The sequence below is a fragment of the Halioglobus maricola genome (genome assembly GCF_009388985.1).
GTDB classification, from domain to species: domain Bacteria; phylum Pseudomonadota; class Gammaproteobacteria; order Pseudomonadales; family Halieaceae; genus Halioglobus; species Halioglobus maricola.
In genome coordinates, this window is sequence record NZ_CP036422.1 from 3,369,926 (window position 1) to 3,393,454 (window position 23,529).

Here is a 23,529-nt window from a genome sequence, read left to right on the forward strand (position 1 = left end):
CCAGTATCTTCAGCTTTTGTCCGACACTTCTTGCGAATTTTCTTCCGGCTCGTCTTCGGGCTCTTCTTCGGACAGTACTTCCGGCACATTGACCGGGTTGCCATCGCGCACTGCGCGATAGTGGGGAGAAGTGATCTCCACGTTGTGCCCGTGAAATTCATCCAGAATATTCGCGTGCAGCATGGAGTAGATACGCGGTAACTCTTCCGGTTTTCGCGTCCAGCCATTCACCTCGTAGGCCACATAATTGTCTTCCAATGACGTTTGCAGAACAAAGGGCGGTGGCGTTTCCGCGATACCTTCAGTCTTTGATGCTGCCCCCACCAGCAGCTTGTTTACCACCTGCCAGGGGACGTCATAGCCGATGGTGATGCCCGTGTGCACCAGCAGGCCAGTCTGGCCCATGTTCTTGCTGTAGTTGATGATGTTGTTGTTCAGCACCATGGAGTTGGGAATGGAGACAATTACGTTCTTCAAGGTCTGGATTCGCGTCACAAACATACTGCGCTCCACGACCCTGCCCCGGGTTTCGGCAACATCCACCTGATCGCCAATCTGGAAGGCACGCGTGTAGGTGAGCACGACACCGGCGATAATATTTGCCACCGCGGTAGTGGAGCCAAGGGACACGAGAACACCTACAAAAATCGAAATCCCCTGAAATGCCGGCGAACTCGAACCGGGGAGATAGGGAAATATGATGACCGCTGTGAGTGCATAGACGAGCAACTTTATGATGCCGAAGCTGGTATCGGCCCACTCAGGATAGAAATTCTTCAGATAGATTCTGCGCGTGCGGATGCCATCGAAAATCAGCGACAACATGCGGATAACAAAGCGCGCCGCTACCACAATCAAAATGATGGTTAACAGGTTAGGTAGATAACTGATAAAACCCTGCCAGATATAGAGCAGTGCCTGCAGAAAGCCATTAATCATTCGCGCAGCCAGCCGCAGCGTCCAACCCGAAGTCAACAGCAGGCCATTGAGGGCGACAAGTGCGAAAGCCAGGGTGATCAAGCGCCCCACCCACCGATTCAGTCCGATCCAGAAAGACTTCATGTCCTCTGCTGACAGTAAATCCTGGGCCTGCCAACGAAGCGCCTTGTAGCGCGCCTCGGGTAGCTCCTCCATTCGCGCTATTCTGCGGTGAAAGTAGATCCTGCTAGCAAGCAGGAGCATTAGCGACACACCGACAATGACACCCGCAATAATCAGGCGCATCAGCGGTGCCTGCGCGTCCATCTCACCGAACAGGTGCAAAATGAAGAGCGTGTCTTCGCTTATGGGAGCCGGCGTAATCAGCGGGTTATCAATAATAGTGGCGACTTCGGGCTCGGTCGCCTGGTTTGGATCGACTGGCACCTGGTTTGGGTCGGACATAGTGAGGCTCGTTCATGAACAATCACTTGATGATAGCAGGGGATTACCGCACTGCCACACTCTCCGCCTGTACCCCGGCAGAGGCTTTGGTCTAAACTGCGGTGCATGGAAAAATTCGCAGCAATTTTCGCCAGGGCGAGCGAACGCAAAGGTGGTGAGAGCGCCCTCTCCCGGCTGATGCCCGAGATCAAATCAAGCCGCTCCCTGAGCGCTAGCAAGAACGATCGCTGGCTGGCCCAGATGACCCGCTGTATATTTCAGGCGGGGTTTGTCTGGCGTGTGGTCGACAATAAATGGGACGATTTCGAGGAAGTTTTTTTCAACTTCCCTCCCGATCGGATACTCATGCTCAGCCCCGATCAGATCGATCGCATTTGCCAGAATCCGAAAATCATCCGCAATCGGCAGAAAGTGCTCAGTATCCAACACAACGCCCAGTACATACTGGATGTATGCCAGGAGCACGGAAGCTTCGGAAAAATGGTCAGCCAATGGCCTGGCGACGACCTGATCGGCCTGCTCAGCCATATGAAGAAAGGCGGCAGCAGGCTCGGGGGGATGAGCGGCCAACGTGTTCTTCGCAATATGGGCAAGGATACCTTCGTACTCACGGGCGACGTGATTCGCTGCCTCCAGCGCGCCGGGGTGGATATCAAGAACAACCCCACCAGCCAACGTGAGATGAAACTGATTCAGAGCGCCTTCAACGACTGGCACGATCAGAGCGATCTTCCCTACAGCCACCTCAGCCGCATTTGCGCCTGCTCACTGGACAGCTGAATGAGAACGCTGATACGCACGATCGAACGCAGGCCAACGCTGCAACTGGTGACACTGCTAGCGGTAGCCATGCTACAGGCCTGCTCCTCATCCACGTCCTCACCCGACCACACCGGCTCCAGTGCCCTGCGCCACCTCGAATCGGGCTGGTGCCCAGGTTCGATCGTCAACAACCGCGGCCAGGACGCCAGAGGGAAAACGCGCTACGACCGCTCGGCCCAGCGCACCGGGCTAGATGCATTACGCGCAAGGGAAATCGCGAACTGCCAGCGGCTTGTCGACCAGGGCGACACCTCGGCCCTGGCCACACTGGTGGACTACTACGATATCAGCAGCCAACAGGCGGAGTTGGTGCAAATCCTGGAGCGCTATGTCGCGGTGGGCACGGACAGCCAAAGGCTAAGTCAGGCCGGCACCTATCTCTACCAGACGTATGCCCAGGGCTCCGCGGCAGTAGCGCGGAACCCGGGCAAAGCGTTCAACTATCTCGGGCTGGCAGTGAACAACGGTGCCAGCGCACTGGAAATCAATTATGCCCGCGCACTGACAAGCCGAGGGCTCTATCTCGATGCGGAACAGTATTTCTCACGAGTCCTGAGCTCGTCTCAGGGTCGATCAAGCGTTGATCGCTGTGAGGCAAACCTCGGGCTGGCCTATATCCAGTTCGGTCTGGCACCCGAGCGGGAAAATTGGAACACCGCCTACTTCCACTGGCGTCAGGGTCTTTCATTGGCCATGGGCAAGGAGTGGGCCTCCTGTGCCCAGGACAATTTCACCAGCCCGCACTATAGCTACGAAGCCGGGCGCAAAGCCTATATTGAAGAACGTGTTTCCCTGATGAGTGCGCCCCAGAAGCAGATCATTGACGAAGCGCGTCTGGACCCACGCAAGGGCCTGGCATTCGCAGCCGCGCTGGATTTCCGTCCGCCCGCCTCTCGGCCAGCAGGTGGCCGCAAACCCGCCACTTACGCTACGACCACGCCGTCCAGCGCTGGCGTCCGCGTCACCGCTGGAAGCTGGCAACCGCTCAATGCGCAGATATGCCGTTTGCAGAGCATCCCCTATTCCCAGCCCTGGAGTAATGTCTTCGAATCCAACAGCGAGGCGATCTGGACCGTAGATTCTCAAGCAGGCTCAACCCGGTCGACCGGCACCGCTGTCGCGGTGTCCAGCTCTGAACTCATCACCAACTGTCATCTCATCAATGATCCAGCAAACATCAGCATTCGTCGCGTGGGTTCGACCCTTCAGGCGAGCCTTCTGTACGCTGATCGAGACGGAGATCGCTGCGTGTTGAAGGCGCAGGGAAGCTTGCCGACTTACGTGCAGTACGGGCGCAGGCACGATGAGGTGCGTATCGGCGAGGAAGTTGCGGCCATCGGCAACCCCCGCGGCCTGGAAACATCACTTTCCCGCGGCATCGTCGGCCAGAAGCGGAGCAGACACGGGCTGAAACTGATTCAGACCGATGCCGCCATCTCCTCAGGTTCATCAGGAGGCGGCCTGTTCGATCAAGCTGGCAATCTGGTCGGCATCACCACCTTCACGGTCAGCGATGGCCAAAGCCTGAACTTCGCCATCGCCATCGAGGAGTTCTGTCACTGACCATCAGGCAAACGTCGGACTGTTGGTTCTCGCACTGATTAAAACCAGGCCGATAGACAACCGTACTGATTCTATTGAATATTTGCGAAAATAGCCGAGAACCAAACCCACCTGCTTTTTCTCGATATGTGCTCAAATAGAGAATCTGGCCGCAGATTGGAGTGTCCGTTTTCACCTCAAAGCGGTCTAGATTTCAGGGGAAATTCAGCCAAAATTTGGTCTCTTATGTGCCAGTTGCGGTCACTCAGTTTTCGAACTTGTAGCACAGCCTCTTGCTTGTACTTTGGTGAGCACGGTCTTCTTTGGGGCATGCGCTACCGCTTTTTAGTGGATTATCCAACCTTTGTGGTGTCAGCGTCATATCGGGCTAAAACCATTGCACCGAGGTACGGTCAAGGTGAGTGTGTACTAAGAGCCCTCGTGTTGGCGGTAAGTGATATTACCTCAAGACCCTGCCCTGCTTTCGCCACAATTGCACAATGTCTCTTTATTGTTTATGGAATTTCCAGTATGTTCATCGCTATAAAAAATACCAATATACTGTCAAGGGGAAACATATTATGAAATTGCTTCACTCCGCTAGATTGTCAGTGCCCGCTCTGCTGTTCGCTTTAGGATTGTCTGCTACTAGCTACGCCGCTCCATTTGATATCGTAGGTCCTGCCCAGGATGATGTAGACACCGAAGCCGTAGCTCCTACTATCATAAATTTTAATGTCGCCGAGGTTGGTGAAATATCTTCCCTCAGCCTGCGCTTATCATTCGAAGACGTAGGGGATAATGGCTGTGACTGCTGGGACAATCTGTTTGTCCAACTGTCGCACGCAGGGCAGGATGTTGTCATTATGGACCTGCAAAGTGATGACGGCCCTGCACCTTTGTCGGCTACTTTTACCGATGGCGGCGCAGTCCTTACTACAAGTGATACTAACGGTATTTTTGATCCTGCCCAGCCGCTGTCAGCGTTTGTTGGCTTACCGCTTGATGGTGAATGGACCTTGACGATATACGATCACGACGATTCTATCGCTGGTGACTCGACCGACCTGACGGCATCTTCGCTATTTGGGGAAACGGTGGATGTGATCGTTGCAGCACCTCCCGCTCCCCCAGAAGCTGTTCCAACAATGTCTGCCTATGGACTTGTTCTAACAGTGCTCGGTTTAATGTTTGTCGCTGTTCGCCGGTTGCGTGCCTCTGCCAAGCGGGACTAGCCTGAAGCAGAGATATTACTGAATAAATCAAAGCCTGCTTCGAGCGGGCTTTTTTATGACCGCAGATTGGCTGGGCATATGGCCGCAATGAGTTGAAAGCTGTCGAAACCGGTGGCAAAGGGCTAATGTCTCTTCCTAGGCGAAAGCGGACGTTGGCCGAACCCCCCAGGCGTACAGCCTAATATTTCAAGTTTCGTGCGAAAGTTTCAAAATCCGTGCGAAGTTACAGGACAGAAAAAAAGGGCGCCATAGTGGCGCCCTTTTTAGTATCAGTTGAAGTGACTAGTTCGACACATCCATCACCAACTCAACCCGGCGATTCTGAGCGCGCCCTGCGTCGCTGTCATTACCTGCGACCGGCATGCTCTCACCGCGCCCGACAGCAACAAGCTGCTGTGCCGGAATACCGTGGGAGTCAATCAGCAAGGTCCTCACTGCATCGGCCCTGCGCTCGGACAACCACTGGTTGTACTGGTCATCACCAACGCTGTCAGTATGCCCCTCAACCGTAGCGCGAACACCTGGATGCTCCTTGAGCACCGCTGCAGCATTGGCGATCTCAGTGTCGAATGCTGAGGAGATGTTGGAGGAGTCGAATTCGAACTGGACGTCCATCGTCAGCGACACCATTTCGCCACCCACTGCGGTGTAGCGATCACTTCCCGCCGCAAGGCCGGCAAGAGCCGCCGCCGAAGCAGCTGCCGCCGCAGAGTCATTGGTGCCATTCAAGCGGGCAAAGAGTGCGTCGCGATCAACCGCTGCAGGCAGCGGCGCACCGGGAGGGCACAGCGCCTGCGCATTCTCATCGTCAGAATCGCGAGACAGATCCAGATCGAGCTCAGCCAGGCTCTCCGCATTGAGTCCATCAACCTGGAGCGCAGCGAGGAGGAGTCCCATATTCGACAGGGTGCGTGCCTGGGCAATGCGCAGGTCCGCCAGTGCAGCCATATGGGCGCGCTGGGTGTCGAAGTATTCATTCTGGGAGTCCAACAGGTCCAACAAGGTGCGCTGGCCAATATCAAACTGGTCGCGGTAAGCGCGACGTGTCTTGTCCTGGGAGATGCGGTTGCGTTCCAACAGGATGACCTGCTCTTCCAGTACTTCGATATCATTGAAGGCGATAGAAACATCCTGACGGACGTTCAGGCAAGCCTGTTTACGCTCCTCAATCGCAGCATTGTAAAGATTGTAGTACTCGCGCTTACGCGCGCTATCGGAGCCACCGCGGTAAAGGTTGTAGCTCACTACAACTTCAATTGCCTCTTCATCATAGCGACCTTCAAGGCCATCGGTATCGTGCTCAACCTCATTGCGATAACGCAAGTCCAGACGCGGCATCATCGGTGCATTGGTCGAATTCAGGGCTTCCTGAGAAGAACGCAGATTTTCGATGGCGGAATTGATAACAGGGCTGCGCTGGTACGCGAGCTCCAGTGCAGTCTCACGCATCTCGGGGATCTGCCCTGCAGGCACGTCAGGTAACTGGAGGTTGTCTGCCGGCATGGCGTGAACGACGCGCTGGAACCGGGTCATGACGTCATGCAGATTGGTAATCTCGGTCACCAGGTTAGACTCTGCTAACGCGACACGCGCTGCTGCCTGGTCCAGGTCAACGCCCTGGCTGACACCGCCGCCTGTGCGCTCGGCAATCTTGTCGTACACCTGCTTGTGCACGATGTAGTTCTCTTCTGCGTATTTCACCAACTGCTGGAACTGAACGGTATCCAGATACGCTTCAGATGCCTCAAGTGCCAGTTCTTCAGAAGCACGCTTGAAGTTATAGTACTGAGAAAGTTTTGCATAACCCAGACGTGCGACCTCGTCACGAGTGGCGAAACCGTCAAACAACATCTGGGTGATACTGAAACGCGTGGCATCGCGCGAGTAATCGTCGAAGTCTACCAGCGGTGTTTCGCGTTCCTCCCTACCCCACTCGGAATAGAGATCAGCACTAGGTAGGTAGCCTCCCCGGGCACCACGCTGGGCCTCGCGGGTCGCTTCGAAGTTATACCACTCGGCATTCACCCGCGGGCTCAACAACACGCCCTGGGTAACTGCCGTCTTGAAGTCGGCTACTGTGTCAGTAGATGGTGAACTGGTGGTCTGTGCAGAAACGCCATGCGCTACAGCTGTAACGGCCAGTGCCAGAGAAATACGCCTGAATGGGAGACTTTTCATTTTACTAATCCCTGTTATCCCAAAAAGAATGTCTGTCGCAGCTATTGCCGCTAAAACCCCTCGTTGCCTCAACCGACACTTCTTCCTGAAAGTGCCATCTGGTTCTTTCTTATCGCCTACAGAGTGTAGACCATGCTCGATTGTCCATCGAATGCCCGAATTATTTCAATAACACGCGATTTCACCCGAACAGTTATAACTAAAAGTTACTCTCTACTGCTCATACTGATTACAAAGTAGTCTATTATTCAGTGAATTCCAGCCATCTGGCCGGTTTCAGGAAAAAATTACACTAGCGTCTCCACCACCTGGATTCAGTGAATTGCAAAGGAACATGCATAAAACTCGATTCGCCTGCCTATTTCTCGGGATTTGCCTGTGCCTGGGAACGCTCGTCTATGCCCAGGTAGACCTCGAGAAACTGCGCTCGCTTGCCTTGACCCGCTACGGTCAAAGCACCGCTACTCTCGTGGATGAGTGGCGCGCCATGATCGAAAGTACGCGTAACCAGGACGAAATGACCCGCCTGAAAATTGCCAATGATTTCATCAACCAGCGCATTCGCTGGGTGCAGGACCCCGAAGCCTGGGGCCAAAAAGATTACTGGGCCACACCGCTGGAGACGATGGGAATACGCATGGGCGACTGCGAAGACTTCGCCATTTTCAAATACACCACGCTGCTATTGGCAGGCGTCAACGTCGACAAATTGCGCATTACGTACGTCAAGGCGCAGACCGGCGGACCCAACAGCCAGATCCATCTCGCGCATATGGTGCTCGCTTACTACGAGACCCCAGGCTCAGTGCCGCTCATTCTGGACAATCTGATCGGCGACATTTATCCAGCCACCAAACGTACAGATCTGACCCCGGTCTACGGCTTTAACAGCAAAGGATTGTGGGTAGGCGGCGCTGCCGCACCCGCCACAAACAACCCTGGCGCAAAACTCTCTCGCTGGCGCGACCTCCTGCAACGCGCCGCCAGCGAAGGGCTGGGATAGAAGAACAAACGAGGATTACTGACCATGTCACTACGCATAAAACTCTGGCTGGCCATCATCGCCCTGCTACTAGCCGTTTTCAGCGGCAGCTTTTTAGTGTCCACGCTGTCGGCGAAGTCCTATCTCGAACAGCAGATCAGCATGAAGAACGCGGACAACGCCGCCGCGCTTGCTCTGTCGCTCACCCAGCAGGGGGCTGATGAAGTACTCCTGGAACTTACGCTTTCCGCTCAGTTTGACACCGGCTTCTACGAGCTTATCGAACTCCAGTCGCCAGCTGGCGATACGGTTATCCAGCGCCGGGACACACAGTCTGCCAGTGAAGCACCCCAATGGTTCGTCAGTGCCTTTCCGCTCAACATTGAAGACGGGATCGCTGCGATCCAGTCAGGATGGACCCAGGTGGGCACCCTGATCCTGCGCAGTCACTCCCGCTTTGCCTATGACCAGCTGTGGCAGAGCACCCAGATACTCGCCCTGATTTTTCTCGGCTTTATGCTTGTCTCCTGCCTGATCGGCGGGCAAATTCTCAAGCGCATCCTGCAGCCGCTGGACGATGTAGTCGACCAGGCAGAGGCCATCGGCGAACGTCGCTTTATTACGATTCCTGAGCCAAACACACTGGAGTTCAAACAGGTCGTAGGGGCAATGAATACGCTGTCAGGCCGCATCAAGGACGTACTCGACAAGGAAGCGATGCGCCTGCAGAAGTGGCAACAGGATGCCCACTACGATGAGGTCACCGGCCTCAATAACCGCGAACCCTTCTTCAAGGAAGTTTCAGCCGCTCTTGAGAGCGACGATGTGAATGCCACTGGCAGCGTCAGCCTGGTCAGGTTCACCCACCTGGCGGAACTCAATCAACAGTGGGGCCGCGCTACCATGGATAGCGTGCTGGCAGACATCGGTGCGGCGCTAAGCGAAATTGTCGCCGGGCACAGCCGCTGGTCGGCCAGCCGCCTGAACGGCTCAGACTTCGCACTCCTGGCACCGCGGGCCATCGACGCAAAGGAAACTGCGCAGGAGGCGCTGTCGGCCATTCAACAATCGCTTGAACAACGTGACATCGGGAGCGACATAGAACTGCCAACGGCCTGCACCATCTACGCCCACGGCGACACCATAAGCTCACTTCTCACCCGTCTGGACAACGCGCTCCAGACCAGCGAAGAAGCTGGCGGAAATACGATCAGTCTCGCGGTAGAAAGCGATTCGCAGCTGCGCCCCGTGCGGCAGCAATTGGAAGACTGGCGCGTTATTCTGGAAGAGGCATTTCGCGAGGAGCGCTTTAGTCTCGACTTTTTCCCCGTGGTGGGCCTGCAAGGAGAATTGATCCACAACGAATCACCCGTGCGCCTGGTGCAGGACGGGGAGCGACTCTCTGCAGGGGTATTCCTGCCCTGGGTGAACCGGCTGGAGGTATCCCTGGAGCTCGATAAGGCAGTGGTTAAACTCGCCATGAATGAACTGCGCGACGGCAGTGAACCCATTGCGGCAAATCTTTCAGTGGCTTCCGTGGTCGAGCCAAGCTTCCTGCCCTGGCTGACAGACACTCTCAACGCAGCGCCCGACGCAGCCAAACGCCTATGCCTGGAGCTACCAGAGGCGATGGCCTTCCGACATATGGAAAGATTCAAACCACTATGCAGTCAGGCGAAAGCCATGGGTGTACAGGTGGGCATAGAGCATGTCGGCCATCAGTTGGCAGAGCTGGGGCAGCTCAGTGACCTCGGTATTGATTACCTTAAGATTGATGCCAGCTTTGTGCGCGACGTCAATGAGAACGCAGCCAACCAGACGCTGCTGCGGACGCTTTGCACCGTGGGTCACTCCATCGGTGTGAACGTGTATGCAGAAGGTGTTCGCAATGAAGCGGAGTGGGCTACCCTGCAGGAGCTCGGGGCCGACGGCGCTACCGGCCCAGGCATCAATCTGCCTGATCAGGCCTGAGAACGGCGTTAGCTAAAAGGCCTAGTCGTCACCGATAAGGTTGAGCCTGCTGCCCAATTTACTGCGCAAACGCTGCCTGCGCATGATCTTGTCCTGGGCTGATTGCGGCAGGTCGGTGAACAGGATAATCCCCTTGTCGATGAGCAACTCGACCACATCCTCCAGCACCCGGACAAAATCCTGATCGGTCTCGTCGAGGCCCCCATCCCTGGCTCTATCTCCAAGCACGGCTGCCAACTCCGGCGAATCCTCCGCCAGCTGCTCTTCAAACCCGTCCATCGGTTCCCAACTCAAGGCAACAACCTGCCCTGACACATCCCTTTTTATATACGGCATCCTGCTTCTCCAGGCATAAAAAACCCCGCCGATTACGCGACGGGGTTCAATCATACAACGACCGGGTATCAGTCGGTAATCAACTGGCCACTTGCAAGCATATTCTGGATCGCGGTGGCGACGTCATCACCGCCCACCAGGTCCATGCCCTCGATAGTGATGACCTGGTCGACCTTGGCTGCGTCGCTGTCATCGCCGACGAAACCACCCGTAGTGCTGACTTCGATCACGGTATCAGCCCCATCGTAACTCACGTTCAGGTAGCTGGTGAGATCTGCTCCATCCTCTCCCACCAACAGATCCCGAAGGTCCAGTGTGTCAGTACTGTCGACACTGAAATCCCGTACGATGTCAGAACCTGGGCTGCCAGGTTCACCCGCATCCGCCAACTCCCAGGCGAACACATCGTCGCCGGTCGTTCCGAACAACACATCGTTTGCACTCGTCGCCGCCTGACCATCTTCGTCTGCGCTGAATGTGCGGACCTGCTGTTTGCTGAGCACATTCTGCTGGCCATCCGGATCGAGATCGATAACGACAGAAGAGGGTTCAGCCGAGGTATCACCATCGCCGTCTGTGATCTGGTATCCCAGTGTATCTTCACCTGTGGAGGCGGGGTCGGCCTGATAGGTAAAGTCGCCAGTATCCATCTCAATAGTCCAGACACCATCTTTGTCGGTTGTCACTACCAGTTCATTGGTGTCCTCATCGAAACTCCAGTCATCATCTGGCAAGCCGCCGCCGTCATCAAAGGTATCGGTAGCAACATTGTAGCTAACGGTGTGGCCCTCGATCGTGACAGCCAACGCCAACACGTCATCCGCACCAGCATCGCCGGTCAAATTCCCCGAAATAGGCGGCACGGTGCCCAGAATAGTGTCGCTCAACTGGCTAAAGCTGGTAACAATGATCGGATCAATCTGGGTGTCGTTTGCGCCATCATAGGCGATAGGCGCGAGCGAACCGGACGATACCCCAGACCCCATGCCGATTGCATAGGAGGTAATGTCATTGGCACTCAGGAACGCTTCCAGATCGTCCTGCTCGTCACCGTTGATGTTGCCGTTGTTGTTGTCGCCGTTATCCCGATTCGGCTCACCATCAGAGAAGAAGTAGGAAACATTCTGGCCACCATCAAGTTTGCCATCGAAATCCCAGGCATCAGCGCCATTGCCACCGATAGTTCCACTGGTGAAGTTCAGCCCAAACGCCGCTTCGATCGCTGCGTCGTAGTTGGTCCAACCGCCGGGCGAACTCAGCGCATCCAACGCGGCAGTTGCCTGGGCGAGTGTCATCCATTGCGATTCCGGCGTGGATGCCCCTGTCGAGAACAGCGTGATCTGGACGCGAACATCACCGAGCGCGTCGTAAGCGGCGATCAGGTCCTTGGCAGCCTCCACTTCCGCCTGGAAGCGAGTCAGTTCTCCTACACCACTGGCGTCCCCCATGCTGCCTGATACATCGAGAATCAGCATCAGGTTGGTCTGCACCGGGGCTATAGCCTCGTTCTCGGTGACCGTTTCAGGAATGTCGTCGACAACTTCAAGATTCACTGCGGCCTGCGCGTAATCCGCAGGGTTCGCTTCGCTGGCGACGACATTAACCTCGCCCAGATCCAGCACTGTCTGAAGGTTGTCGGCGAATTCGTGATCGAGGTTGTCACTCAACTCCATAGTGACTGTGACCGTATCGGTCTCTCCAGGTGCGATAGACCCTGGAATATCTTCCAGGGTAAGCGTCACCACAGTATCGCCCCCAATCTTGCCCTGAATCTCAGTATCGGACACGGTCTCCCAGACGATTTCATTGCCAACCGCATTATCGGTATCGCCGATCAGTGCAGTCAGGTCGGTGGAGAAGGCAAAGTCGGTAATTGCTTCGGTACCCGCCGTAAAACTCACTGTCTCGGACATCTCAGTCGGACCTGACTGATCGGTACCCAGCGGGGACAGATCATCTTCATCGAGGCTGAGGAAAATCGGATCGCCCGCACTCGGGCCAACATCAGGGATGATATTGATGGTGTGACTGTCAGAAACAGTGTCGCCATCGTCATCAGTGATGGTGGCCACAAAGGTGAAGGTGGGAGCTTCGGAGTCATTGTCCGCTGGAGTAAATGACCAGGTCGCGTCACCGGCTCCGTCCGTCGTAACGGTCAGTTCGCCCAACACATCACCGCCATTGCTAACTTCCCCGGTAGCTGATTGCGCCACGCCGACCACGAACACAGCGGCGCTGAGCGGCCCAGTCAGGGAACCGGCACTCGTACCAATGGTGAAGCTGGCTGGCTGGTCAGCACCGCTATCGAGATTGATGTCGCCGCCAATAGCGCCATTGTCTTCGACCACATCGTCTGAACCCTCGTTACCCACCGCATCGCCAATATCAATACCCGGGCCGTCATCGGCAAAGACCACATTGCCACCCAGATCGACGGAGTGATCTTCGGAGACACTGTCGTCATCGCCGTCAGTGACGGTGTAAGTACCGTCCAGGCTCACCAGATCATTCGCCAGTGCCCGAGTATCGGTCTCAAAGTTAGCGCTTTGAGGAACACCGTGATCTATCTCCTGATACTGAGTCAGGGTCACTATCCCATCGCCGTCCACCGCAAGAGAGAAGATCGTGTTACCGGCGTTAATCGCGCCCTCGGTGGCTGCAGTCGAGCCAATCACCGTACCGTCGTCGGCAAGGTACAACTTGATTGCGGCCTCACCACTGGTGAGGTTCGAATCCGTACCCTCATCCACAATCAGGCTCAGGCCATACGTCCAGCCCATGGAGCCGGCACCGTCCGCGCCATAATCGCCACTAGCTATGAAGGTGCCGCTGAAGTCAGCTGTGGTGCTGTCACTATCGGAATTTGCCCCGATAGTATCGGCATCATAGGTCTGGAGAATCACCTGGCTTTCGTTTGCTACACGGGCCTCAAGACTAGGGCCATCGTCACGGAAACTCAGGGTGCCAGCGATATCGACAGATGCCGAGGCCCAGTCGCCTTCTTCATCAGTAATCGTAGCCGTCAGGGTTACCAGGTCGTCGGCAGCGAAACCGGTCACATCATCGGGATCGTCAGAATCACTATGCTCGACTGCGCGGAGCTGGTTCAAAGTCACTTCGCCCGAATCGTCGACAGAGACTTCGAACACCAGATCATCGCTGCCGGATGTGCGGCCTTGAACGACACCGAGATTCAGGCTCAGTACAACTGCCTCTCCGGTAAGCGTATCTACCAGGCCGGTAACACCCACGTTAATACCCAGAGCATAGGCGATATCACCAGCGCCATCAGCGCCGTAATCACTACTGAACAAGAACGAGTAGTCAGCGGAGTCATCGATTGTAAGATCAGACTCATCAACTTCCAGTGCAGGGGGGCCCTCGACTCGTGCAAGTTCGATAGAGGGGCCGTCGTCAGCAAACGTAACATTACCACCGAGGTCCAGGGCAACCGTCTCTGCCGCGGTGTCATCATCACCGTCGGTGATAGTTGCCGTAGCCTGCAGGGACACAAGATCATTGGCCAGCGTGCGCACATCGGTTGGGAAATTGGCGTTCTGGTCCAGGCTGTGGTCAAGCTCCTGGAACTGGGTCAATGTCACCACGCCCACAGCATCCACGGATAGAGTGAACACCGAATTACCTTCGTTCACATTCCCCTCGAGCGCGGCAGTGGAACCCACAATATCGCCACCGATAAGGAACAGATTGACGCCATCGCCGTCACTGGACAGACCAGACGCTGTGCCTGAAGCGACAAGCAATGCCAGTGAATAGGTCCATGCCACTGTGCCAGGGCCGTCGTTACCGTAATCGGACGAAACAATATCGAAGGAATCGCTGAAGTCCGCTTGCGTGCTATCGGTATCGGAAAGATCACCGATCGTTTTCCCGTCCTCTGTACGCAGCACGACAGTATCGCCGTCAGTGCCGCTGATATCGATCACCGGACCGTCGTCGAATATCAGCGCATTGGCGATGCCCACCTCATCGCTGACAACCGAATCGCCGTCGGCATCGGTCACGGTGAGGCTGAGGGTGATCAGGTCAGAATCAGCGAACGTAACCGAATCTCCGGCCACGTCATTTTCATCCGGATGACGCACGGCGCGCTGCTGGTCAAGCGTAACGTCACCCGTGCTCTCGTCGACCGATACCACCAACACGATATCACCGCCAATTGCTGTACGGCCAACAACCTCTCCGTTCTCCAGCGAGAGAACAACGTTCTCATTAGTCGCCGTATCAACCAAGCCGCTGGCTGCATCGGTCACATCCAGGGCGTACGCCGCGCTGCCCTCGCCATCGGCACCATAGTCCTTGCTGAACAGTCCAGCGAAGCCCGCGGTCGCATTGATAGCCAGGTTTTCATCGCTGACCTCGAGCTGCGGAACTTCCACGTCGAGGAGTTCAATCGCTGGGCCGTCGTCAGAGAAGTTAAACGCGCCGACGAAGGTCTCGGATTGCGCGTCAAAGTTTTCAATTTCGGTCAGATCAACGGTGGCACTGTCAGTATCTCCATCGTCGTCTGTAACAGTCTGAGTAAGATTGATCTGGTACTCAACTTCACCCTCCTGCTGGCCGCCACCGCCAAAGCCGGTCAGCGAGACAATCTCGTCATCAGAGCCGGTATCGGGGTGCCAGATAGACAGCGCGGTCTCGCCATCATCCAGAGCCTGGGTCAGTGTAATCTCACCGCTGGCGCCATCGACCGCGATCGTGAAGTACAGGATGGAGTCGGGCTCGCCCGGGCCACCACCGATACGCCCTTCAAGTACACCGCCGTTGTCGTAGAGCATAATTTCTTCGCCGGGAGCCGGACCACCGCCAGCTTCATCCACAGCATATACGCCGGAGGCTACGCCAGTACTGCCATCACTGGGCAGGTCGCCGCCCTCTGAAGCAAGGCTCAGGCTGTAGGCCACGCTGCCGGGGCCGTCTGCGCCGAACTGCACATCGTCATCGGTGTCACCGGTAGAGCCATCGACATCATTAGCAAACAACACGCTGAAATCGGCGCTGGACTGGCGATCGCCGACATTGTCTTCCGGGTTAGCCTGCGCTTCGGGTGATTCATCTACGATCAGAGACAGGCCGGGAGCACCACCGCCCTCACCGCCTTCGCCGCCCTCGCCAATATCACTGACCACTGCCTGCGGCACATCATCGATAATATTGATGGTTACAAAACCGATATCGCTGCCGCCATTGCCATCGAACACGGTGAACTGGAACTGCTCCGCACCGAACTCGGTCTGGGTGCCATTATCAGCATCCGGAGAGGTATCGAAACGGTTGTTCAAGGTATAGACGTAGCTGCCGTTGGCGCTGATCTCGAGTGTACCGTAGGTGCCTACCTGTACCCCGGCGAGGTAATTAATAGGATCGCCATCGGGGTCGGTGGCAGCCAGCTGCCCAGCAACGGTTTCGGCATCACTGGTCGGATCACTGCCCGTGGCCAGTGCCGCCTCATCAACCGTCACTTCTTCATTCTGGGCGACGGGGGGATCATTCTCTTCCTGGACTTCGTTATCCCTGATAATCACCTGACCCTGCGGATCGGCAATCTGGGCGTTCTCAGCGTTGCTCAGGTTGACGACCATAAACTCAGTAGGTTCATCAACCGTATCGTCTATGGTGATCACATTGATGATCAATTCGGTCTCGCCGGGGGCGAAAGTCAGCGTACCTGATGTACCCAGATAGTCGCCGTTAACTTCTATCGCGGTGCCATCTGCACTCACGAAATCCACGGTAACCTCTTCCTCAACGGCGCGTGAGAGGCTGACGATCAGCGTCCCGGTCGCACCCTCAATCACCTCATCATCAGTGATCGAGATAGTGGGCTCGTCATAGAGATCAATAATCTCGACGACACCCTCTCCATCGCCAATAGTGGCATTGACGGGATCGCTGAGATTCACATCGAAAAACTCGCTGCCTTCTTTGATATTGTCCTGATTGGTAGAAATCAGGATTACCAGTTCAGTGACACCTGGCTCAAACGTGATAGTGCCGGTTTCGGGATCGTAGTCACCGCCGACAACCGTCGCGGTGTCGTCTGCGGTTTCGAAAGAAACGGTGATCGGCTCATCCCAGGGCTTATCAAGGCTGACAACCACCTGGGCAGTATCGCCTTCGATAACCACATCGTCACCGATGTTGATTTCAGGGAGAACAACTTCTATCGGTGGCTCCAGCGGGGGCTCAACAGGCGGTTCTGCAGGAGGGTTAACTATCACAGTCACTATGGCAGTATCACCCTGGGTACCGTCCGGATTCGTCGCGGTATAGGTAAAGGTATCGGTGCCAAAAAAGCCGTCGTTCGGGGTGTAGGTTACGGTGTCATCGCCATTGAGGACTGCGACACCGTTATCAGGCTGGGTGATGGAAATGACATCTTCGCCTTCAGCGAAAATGTCATTAGTCTCTACGGTAATCACTACGGGAACACCGGGGTCCGTGGTGGCCTCATCGTCAATCGCGTCGACCGGAGGCTCGTTCTGAGAAACCTCGGCCTCGTCTACGCTGGCAACCGTGCCACCGATACCGACAAATTCCTCGGTTGATTCAGCCACACGCCCCAGGCGAATAAAACTGTGCCCGGCGCCAGCTGGGCCACCACCGGAGGGACCTGCAGCAGTAGCTTCCAGGATGTCACCGAGGTCTTCACCGCTTTCGAGGGCTGCGAGAACGGCGTCTATCGTTTCGTCCTGAACTGCGCTCTCATCCGGACCCGCCGCGGTATCTGCGACAAGGTCGGCACTCAGGGACATTTCTGGTGTATCTACCACCATCAGCGAACCATCGTTCAGCGTCAGCTCCACCGAACCGCCATCGGGCGTTACGACAGTCTCCCCTTCAAAGAGGACATCGCCAATCGCCAACTCGCGCAATTCTCCGTCCACATTCCTTGCATAGGCCTTGCCAGTCAAACTGGCTACTACTGCTATTTGAGCCCCATCCATGATCGTACTCCCTGTAACGAATGATTGAGTGCAGCCTCCTGGCGCATCTCTCTGTAGTTAAGCGTAGACCCACTCTGTCCAGCGTAAATTGTACTTTTGTACAGGTTGCGCCCAACCTTCGACAAAAATGTGACCTGGATCACATAACGACCTGTGAGCCAAAACTCAGGCACATCTCGAGAACACTGTAGAGCAGCGATCTATCTCACTGAAATGTTTGTTTTTTACTGAAACGTGCGCGCTTAATTTACGGTTGAGTAGGTCGGAATATTATTCATCGCCAGGGCCAACTGGACCCTGTCGCGCACTGATAATTTTTCGAAAATTGCGGACAAATGGGCCTTTACAGTGCGCTCGGTGATGTTGAGCGTCTGTGCGATCTCCCGATTGCTGGCACCGTGAGCTACTTGCTCCGCCACCATTAACTCACGGGAGGTGAGCTCATTCAGTACTGGCTCGCTGGGTGCGGCAGGCGGCACCACACGCAGCGACAGCGCGAGGAACCGCTGCATCAGCTCTGGCGGCATCCAGAAGCCCCCGTGCTCCACAACCAGTGCGATCTCACGAAGTTGCTCCGGTGCGGCACCAAAGTGGCAGTAGCCCACCGCACCGAGATTCAGGAACTGGAACGCCTCCGACTCACCCGGAGCCGCCGACATCACCACCACGGGCCAACCGAAGGCCACCGCGTCCGCGACCTGAGCCGCCCGATCAGCCGGCGCGGTCGCCGACAGGTCCAGCCACACAATGCCCCGCGCGCGGCTGGTAGCCGCTCCGATATCGCCTATGCGAGTCGCCAGCTTGGCGCACGGGAAGGCCTGGCGCCAGCGCTCCCGAATGCTTCCACCAGCTGTGACGAACAGGTGTTCCATCAGCGCTCCGTCATGGCGTATTGCCTGGCCCGCAGGACCGGTTTCATCAGGTAGGCAAGTATGGTTTTCTTACCCGTCAGAATATCTGCTTCTACCGTCATACCGGGAATAATCGGTTTGTCGTCGGCTATGCCCGCCTCGTGGGTGCGCACCAGGATCTCGTAAAAGGGATTTCCCTCCTCGTCCATCACTGTATCCGCACCGATATGCTCAACCACACCGTCGAGGCCGCCATAGACCACAAAGTCGTAAGCGGTAAATTTCACCAGCGCAGGCTGGCCCGGTACCAGGAACGCAATATCCTTGGGCCGAATCCGCACTTCCAGCAATAGCGTGTCGTCTGCTGGCACGACCTCAACAATTTCCTTGCCCGCCAGCACCACGCCGCCAATGGTATGGTAGTAGAGTTGCTTCACCGTGCCATTCACCGGCGACCGCACCTCCGTCTGCTTCACTCTGTCAGACAAACCCAGACCGGCTTCGCGCAGGGCGTTCATACGTGTAAGCGTGTCGGCCAACTCCTCACGCACCTCACCAACAAACTCCAGCTCTACTCCGGCGACTTTACCCTCGGCCTCGTGAATCGCCGATTTGATCCTGCTGATCTGGGCCGCGGCCTGCTTGCGCTCGCCGCTGAGTTGGTTCACCTCGCGCTCGAGGCGCAAAATTTCCACTTCCGACACCGCGCCAGAGGAAACCATGGGGCGCGTCAGGTTCAACTCGCGCTGGGTCAACTGCAAAGAGCGCGCTGCCTGGTACTCTCTCGCCTCGACTTCAACCAATTCCTCGCGCCGCTGCAACAACTGCTCTCCCACCATCTCCTGCTCCAGCGCCAACTCCGCACGGCTGGAATCGTACAGTGCCTGTTCCTGAGCAACGATGCGCGGCACCGCTGCCGTCAGCGACGGGTCAGGCCGGAATTCAGTCTTGTCTACCACCGCCCGCAAACGGGCAGCCTTCACCGCAAGGGCTTGATAGTCAGCGCGGTTTTCGCGCAGCGAGGACTGCGAGCGAGTCTGATCGAGGCGCACCATCAGCTGCCCTTTCTCAACTGTATCGCCCTCGCGCACCAGAATTTCGGTGACTACACCGCCGTCCTGTGACTGGATAACCTGAACCTGCCGGGACGGAATGACCTTGCCCTGGCCCCGTGTCACCTCGTCGATCTCGGCGACGGACGACCAGATAACAAGCGCCACCACGATAAGTGCGACGACATAGAGCAGAGTCCGTGCACGCAGGGGCTGCTGTTCCAGATACGCCCTATGGGCATCCTGCTGCCAGCCGGCAGGCGGAACTGGGTCTTTCATCCATGGCGCGAAAACTTTATCGGCCATACGCCTGCCCGGCCCCTTGCGCGGCTCGGGCTGTGCTTTCGCGGCAATGTCGGCCAGCTGCTGCTCAGTCATTGCGCCTTACCTATTTTGCCCTGCTGCAGGGCCTGGACCACGCTCTCGCGAGGGCCATCAGCAACGAGTTTGCCGTTATCGATCACGATGATACGGTCTACCATCTCCAGCAGGGAGTTCCGGTGAGTCACCACCAGCCACGTTCGGCCGTCGACAAACTCAGCCAGCTTGTTCTTGACTGCACTCTCGGTAGAGTGGTCCATTGAACCTGTAGGTTCATCCATCAGCAGAATCGGCGATTCATTGATAACACCTCGCGCGAGGGCCACCGATTTGCGCTGACCGCCAGACAGCGAATCTCCGCGCTCTCCTACCAACATGTCGAAGCCCTGCGGATGGCGATTGACGAAACCCGTCAGATTGGCTATCTCGACGGCGCGCACCAGGGCCGCATCCGAGGCCTGCGGATTCGCCAGCGTCAGGTTATCGCGCAAGCTGCCGTAGAACAGGGTGACGTCCTGCGGCACATAACCCACCCTGGAGCGAAGTTCTGTGGGATCCAACTGACGCAAATCGATCCCGTCGACCATGATCGAGCCTTCAGTGGGCTGGTAAAGGCCCATCGCAAGCTTCTGTAAGGTGGACTTGCCAGAACCCACTCGCCCCAGAATAGCCACGTGCTCACCGGGTTTGACTTTGAAGGACACATTGCTCAGTGATTCGATTTCCGCACCGGGGTATGAGAACGAAACATTCTTGAATTCAATCTCGCCTCGGAACATCTCCCGCGACAGAAACTGTGCACCCGGAGGTCGTTCCACCGGCTGATCCATCACCTGGTCGAGTGTCTTCAGCGCAATTTCAGCGTTGTGGTACTGAGTGATAAGGCCCGCTGTCTGACCAAAGGGTGCCATGATCCGCCCGGATAACATGGTGCAGGCAATCAGCCCGCCCATGCTGAGTTCACCGGCGGTAATCAGATAGACCCCGGTGACGATGACAAACATCGTCACCATCTGCTGGGACCACTGGGTCACGTTAATCGCCGATGTAGACAGCAGACGCAATTGCACTGCTACATGCGCCAGAAAAGAGGTGGTCTCTTCCCAGCGGCGCTGGGTGCGAGACTCGGCACCCATGGCCTTGATCGTATCCAGCCCAACGAGTGACTCGATCAGAGTCGAGTTGCGCATTGCCCCGGCACGGTATGTCGTTTCCGCCAGTTCCTTGAGCTTGCCCTGCACGGACAGCGCGAACCCGAGAACGATGACCAGGCCAATCACTATAGGGATCAGCACTGGCCAGGCGATCCAGGCGATGACCCCGATGAAAATCAACGCAAACGGTATATCGATAATCGTCGTCACCGAGGCCGAGGTGATGAAGTCTCTCAGGGTTTCGAATGAACGCAGGTTGACCGCATAGGAACCCACTGACACTGGGCGGTTCTCCAACCGAATTCCCAGCACCTTTTCCATAATCGCTGCGGACAGCGTGATGTCCACCCTGCGGCTGGCGAGATCGAGAAAGTACCCGCGCATGGTGCGCAGGGTGATATCGGCAATGAGCACGAGAATGACCCCGGCCGCCAACATCCACAATGTCTCCACCGCATGGTTTGGCACCACCCGGTCATACACGTTCATGGTGAACAACGGGAGCGCCAAGGCAAAGACATTGATAAAAAACGCCGCAAGCAACACATCCCGATAGATCGGGAGATTTGCGCGCATTGCATCCCAGAACCAGTGGCCGCGCTCCGAGGTTCCCGTGCGCGGTGCGCGCTGGTCAAACTTGAACCTGGGGCGGCAAACAATGACTGCATCCCCTGAAGACGCCAGCAATTCCTCCCGTGGCACATCGACCACAGACTCATTCAGCTCCGGGTAGATGACCCGCGCGAATGTGCCGTCTTTCTTCCAGCCCAGCAACAGGCAGGCGCGTTCGTTGTTCAGCAGCACGACGGCCGGTAACAGCGCTGGCTCAATCTCTTCTGGAGAGCGATACACCAGACGACTGGCCAAACCCACCCGACTGGCCGCTCGCTCAAAGAGGCCAGGCGTCAAGTTGCCGGAGTGCGCCGGCAGCCCGCCCATGACAGCCTCGGCAGTAGAGGCATTGCCATGATAGCGGCACAGTGCCAGCAGGCACTGCAATAGCGGGTCATCCACGTGGTTCATTCCCTGATATCCACTCCAGTGAAGCCAGTTTTTAGGTTGCGCCGCTCAGCGTATGGGACTGCGCGGTTTAACTGGCTGAATCTAAACAAATTATGGTAATAAAAAAGCATAGGCCAGAAGCCGGGGATTGACTATGTACCGAATGCGCTCCAATTCACATTTCGCTCCATTACACGGACATTTCCGCCAAACTTGCGCCCACTCATAACCCGACCGGCAAAATTACCGTGAAAAGCGCACAATCTTCCGTATTTCAAGCAAGCTAGCGAATGCTGAGCTTTCTCACCGGCGCGCCCCAAAATGTGAACCAGTTCACAGATACCGCGTGAATACCCCATGGCCAGAACCCAAGGCAGGTCTATACTGAGGCTGAGAAGTTACAACAGGGGATTTGATCTCATGGGTGACAAAGCAATATTTGAGTCTCGCGACGTGTCTGCGCCCTTCAGTGGCAAGGCTGATGAAGCGCGCAAATATGTCGGAGAAGAGCGCAGGCGGGACACCCGTCGCTCAGGCGAAGACCGCCGTGATGCAGTCAGGTTCGGCGAAGGCGTCAAACCCGAACGTCGTCAGACTGCAGGCCGCCGGGAAGACGATCTGAGCCTGCAGTTCTGGTAGTTGGCTCCACCTGCCGCAGCAGGACATGGCCCGTGTAAATACTGGTCGTCAACAGCAATACCGCCCCCCCCTGGTGGCAAGCCGCCAACCAGACAGGCACATGTAACAGCAAGGTGCTAATCCCCAGAATAACCTGCAACCACAGCGCGGCCAGCATGAGCGATACAGCGACTTTCACGCGCGCCCCTTCTGAACCGTGCGACTTCGTGATCGCCTGCCAGGCATAGATATGCATCACGCCAAACAACGCATAAGCGAACATTCTGTGATTGAACTGAACGGTGGTAATGTCCTCGAAAGCGGACACCCACCAGGGGTCGAGGTCATATAGCAGTGGCGGGATAAATGAAGACCCCATCAACGGCCAGGTATTGTAGGCAAAGCCTGCACGGATGCCCGCTACAAGCCCGCCTGTAAGAATCATCAGAAACACCAGCACGGGTATTGCCCGGGCCCAGTTCGGCGCTGTCGGCGCAGTGCGTTTGCGGCCATCAAACAGCAAATCAAACGCCACCCAGAGCATATAGGCATAGATAATGACGGCCAGGCCAAGATGGGACGTCAGTCGGTACTGACTCACCCGGGGGTTATCCACCAGGCCACTTTTTACCATGTACCAGCCAAGCAAGCCCTGCAGCCCACCGAGGACAAACAACACCCAGAGTCTCGGCATGTAGCCCAGACGCACCCTGCCCTTAAGGGCGAAGAACAGCATGGGAAAGAAAAATATCACGCCGATCAGGCGCCCCAGCACCCGGTGCAGGTACTCATACATGAAGATGGATTTAAAGCCATCCAGATCCATACCGAGGTTCACTTTCTGGTACTCGGGGAACTGCTTGTACTTATTAAACGTCTCTTGCCACTGACCCTCGGTCATTGGCGGAATAACGCCCATCAATGGCTTCCACTCCACCATGGACAGGCCAGAGTTGGTCAGGCGGGTGACGCCACCGAGCAGGATCATGCCAAAAATCACTGCGGCGCAAAGCAACAGCCAGCAAGCGACCTGGCGGTCATAGCGACTTTGTTGGGTTAAGGACATATCAGAAGTAGTTCAATTTCGAGGGGCTATCATACCGCAACATGCACC

At 56.3% G+C, this 23,529-nt stretch carries 14 protein-coding genes; 6 read left to right on the plus strand and 8 right to left on the minus strand.

What is annotated here, in order from left to right:
* Nucleotides 1–9: 9 nt before the first annotated feature.
* Nucleotides 10–1,383, minus strand: coding sequence for a mechanosensitive ion channel family protein (locus tag EY643_RS15250; protein WP_153240035.1), 1,374 nt, complete (start codon nt 1,381–1,383; stop codon nt 10–12).
* Between the two features lie 105 nt (nt 1,384–1,488).
* On the opposite strand from EY643_RS15250, the gene EY643_RS15255 reads away from it, so the two are divergent.
* The 3 genes from EY643_RS15255 to EY643_RS15265 all read left to right on the plus strand — a co-directional run bounded on the left by EY643_RS15255 (nt 1,489) and on the right by EY643_RS15265 (nt 4,982).
* On the plus strand, nt 1,489–2,163 hold the full coding sequence (locus EY643_RS15255) for a DNA-3-methyladenine glycosylase I (RefSeq protein WP_153240036.1): 675 nt from the start codon (nt 1,489–1,491) through the stop codon (nt 2,161–2,163).
* A complete protein-coding gene (locus tag EY643_RS15260) occupies nt 2,164–3,768 on the plus strand; it encodes a S1C family serine protease (RefSeq protein ID WP_153240037.1) in 1,605 nt (534 codons plus the stop codon).
* Nucleotides 3,769–4,328: 560 nt separating this feature from the next.
* Nucleotides 4,329–4,982, plus strand: coding sequence for a hypothetical protein (locus tag EY643_RS15265; protein WP_153240038.1), 654 nt, complete (start codon nt 4,329–4,331; stop codon nt 4,980–4,982).
* A 282-nt stretch (nt 4,983–5,264) separates the two neighbouring features.
* Here the strand turns inward: EY643_RS15265 and EY643_RS15270 are convergent, their stop codons facing one another.
* On the minus strand, nt 5,265–7,160 hold the full coding sequence (locus tag EY643_RS15270) for a TolC family outer membrane protein (protein WP_153240039.1): 1,896 nt from the start codon (nt 7,158–7,160) through the stop codon (nt 5,265–5,267).
* Nucleotides 7,161–7,494: 334 nt separating this feature from the next.
* Here EY643_RS15270 and EY643_RS15275 point away from each other — a divergent pair, with 334 nt between their 5' ends.
* Nucleotides 7,495–8,163: a transglutaminase-like cysteine peptidase gene (locus tag EY643_RS15275; RefSeq protein WP_153240040.1), complete on the plus strand. Its 669-nt coding sequence runs from the start codon at nt 7,495–7,497 to the stop codon at nt 8,161–8,163.
* Between the two features lie 24 nt (nt 8,164–8,187).
* Entirely contained in the window at nt 8,188–10,113 is a 1,926-nt protein-coding gene (locus EY643_RS15280) for an EAL domain-containing protein (protein ID WP_153240041.1), read from the plus strand.
* Between the two features lie 21 nt (nt 10,114–10,134).
* Here the strand turns inward: EY643_RS15280 and EY643_RS15285 are convergent, their stop codons facing one another.
* From EY643_RS15285 to EY643_RS15305, 5 genes are all read right to left on the minus strand, one after another.
* Nucleotides 10,135–10,449, minus strand: a complete 315-nt coding sequence (locus EY643_RS15285; protein ID WP_153240042.1) for a tryptophan synthase subunit beta like protein — start codon at nt 10,447–10,449, stop codon at nt 10,135–10,137.
* Between the two features lie 68 nt (nt 10,450–10,517).
* Nucleotides 10,518–17,417, minus strand: coding sequence for a retention module-containing protein (locus tag EY643_RS15290; protein ID WP_153240043.1), 6,900 nt, complete (start codon nt 17,415–17,417; stop codon nt 10,518–10,520).
* Between the two features lie 242 nt (nt 17,418–17,659).
* Complete coding sequence (locus EY643_RS15295; RefSeq protein WP_153240044.1) at nt 17,660–18,289, minus strand: response regulator transcription factor; 630 nt, start codon at nt 18,287–18,289, stop codon at nt 17,660–17,662.
* Entirely contained in the window at nt 18,289–19,698 is a 1,410-nt protein-coding gene (locus tag EY643_RS15300) for an HlyD family type I secretion periplasmic adaptor subunit (protein WP_153240045.1), read from the minus strand. The genes EY643_RS15295 and EY643_RS15300 overlap by 1 nt, the downstream gene beginning before the upstream one ends.
* On the minus strand, nt 19,695–21,818 hold the full coding sequence (locus EY643_RS15305) for a type I secretion system permease/ATPase (protein WP_153240046.1): 2,124 nt from the start codon (nt 21,816–21,818) through the stop codon (nt 19,695–19,697). Before EY643_RS15305 ends, EY643_RS15300 begins: the two co-directional genes overlap by 4 nt.
* Before the next feature lie 399 nt (nt 21,819–22,217).
* Between EY643_RS15305 and EY643_RS15310 the strand changes: the two genes are divergently transcribed.
* The gene (locus EY643_RS15310) at nt 22,218–22,436 is read left to right on the plus strand and encodes a hypothetical protein (protein WP_153240047.1); all 219 of its coding nucleotides are present in this window, start codon (nt 22,218–22,220) and stop codon (nt 22,434–22,436) included.
* On the opposite strand, the gene EY643_RS15315 is transcribed toward EY643_RS15310, so the two are convergent.
* The gene (locus EY643_RS15315; protein ID WP_153240048.1) at nt 22,372–23,481 is read right to left on the minus strand and encodes a COX15/CtaA family protein; all 1,110 of its coding nucleotides are present in this window, start codon (nt 23,479–23,481) and stop codon (nt 22,372–22,374) included. The two genes, EY643_RS15310 and EY643_RS15315, sit on opposite strands and share 65 nt — an antisense overlap.
* Between the last annotated feature and the right edge of the window lie 48 nt (nt 23,482–23,529).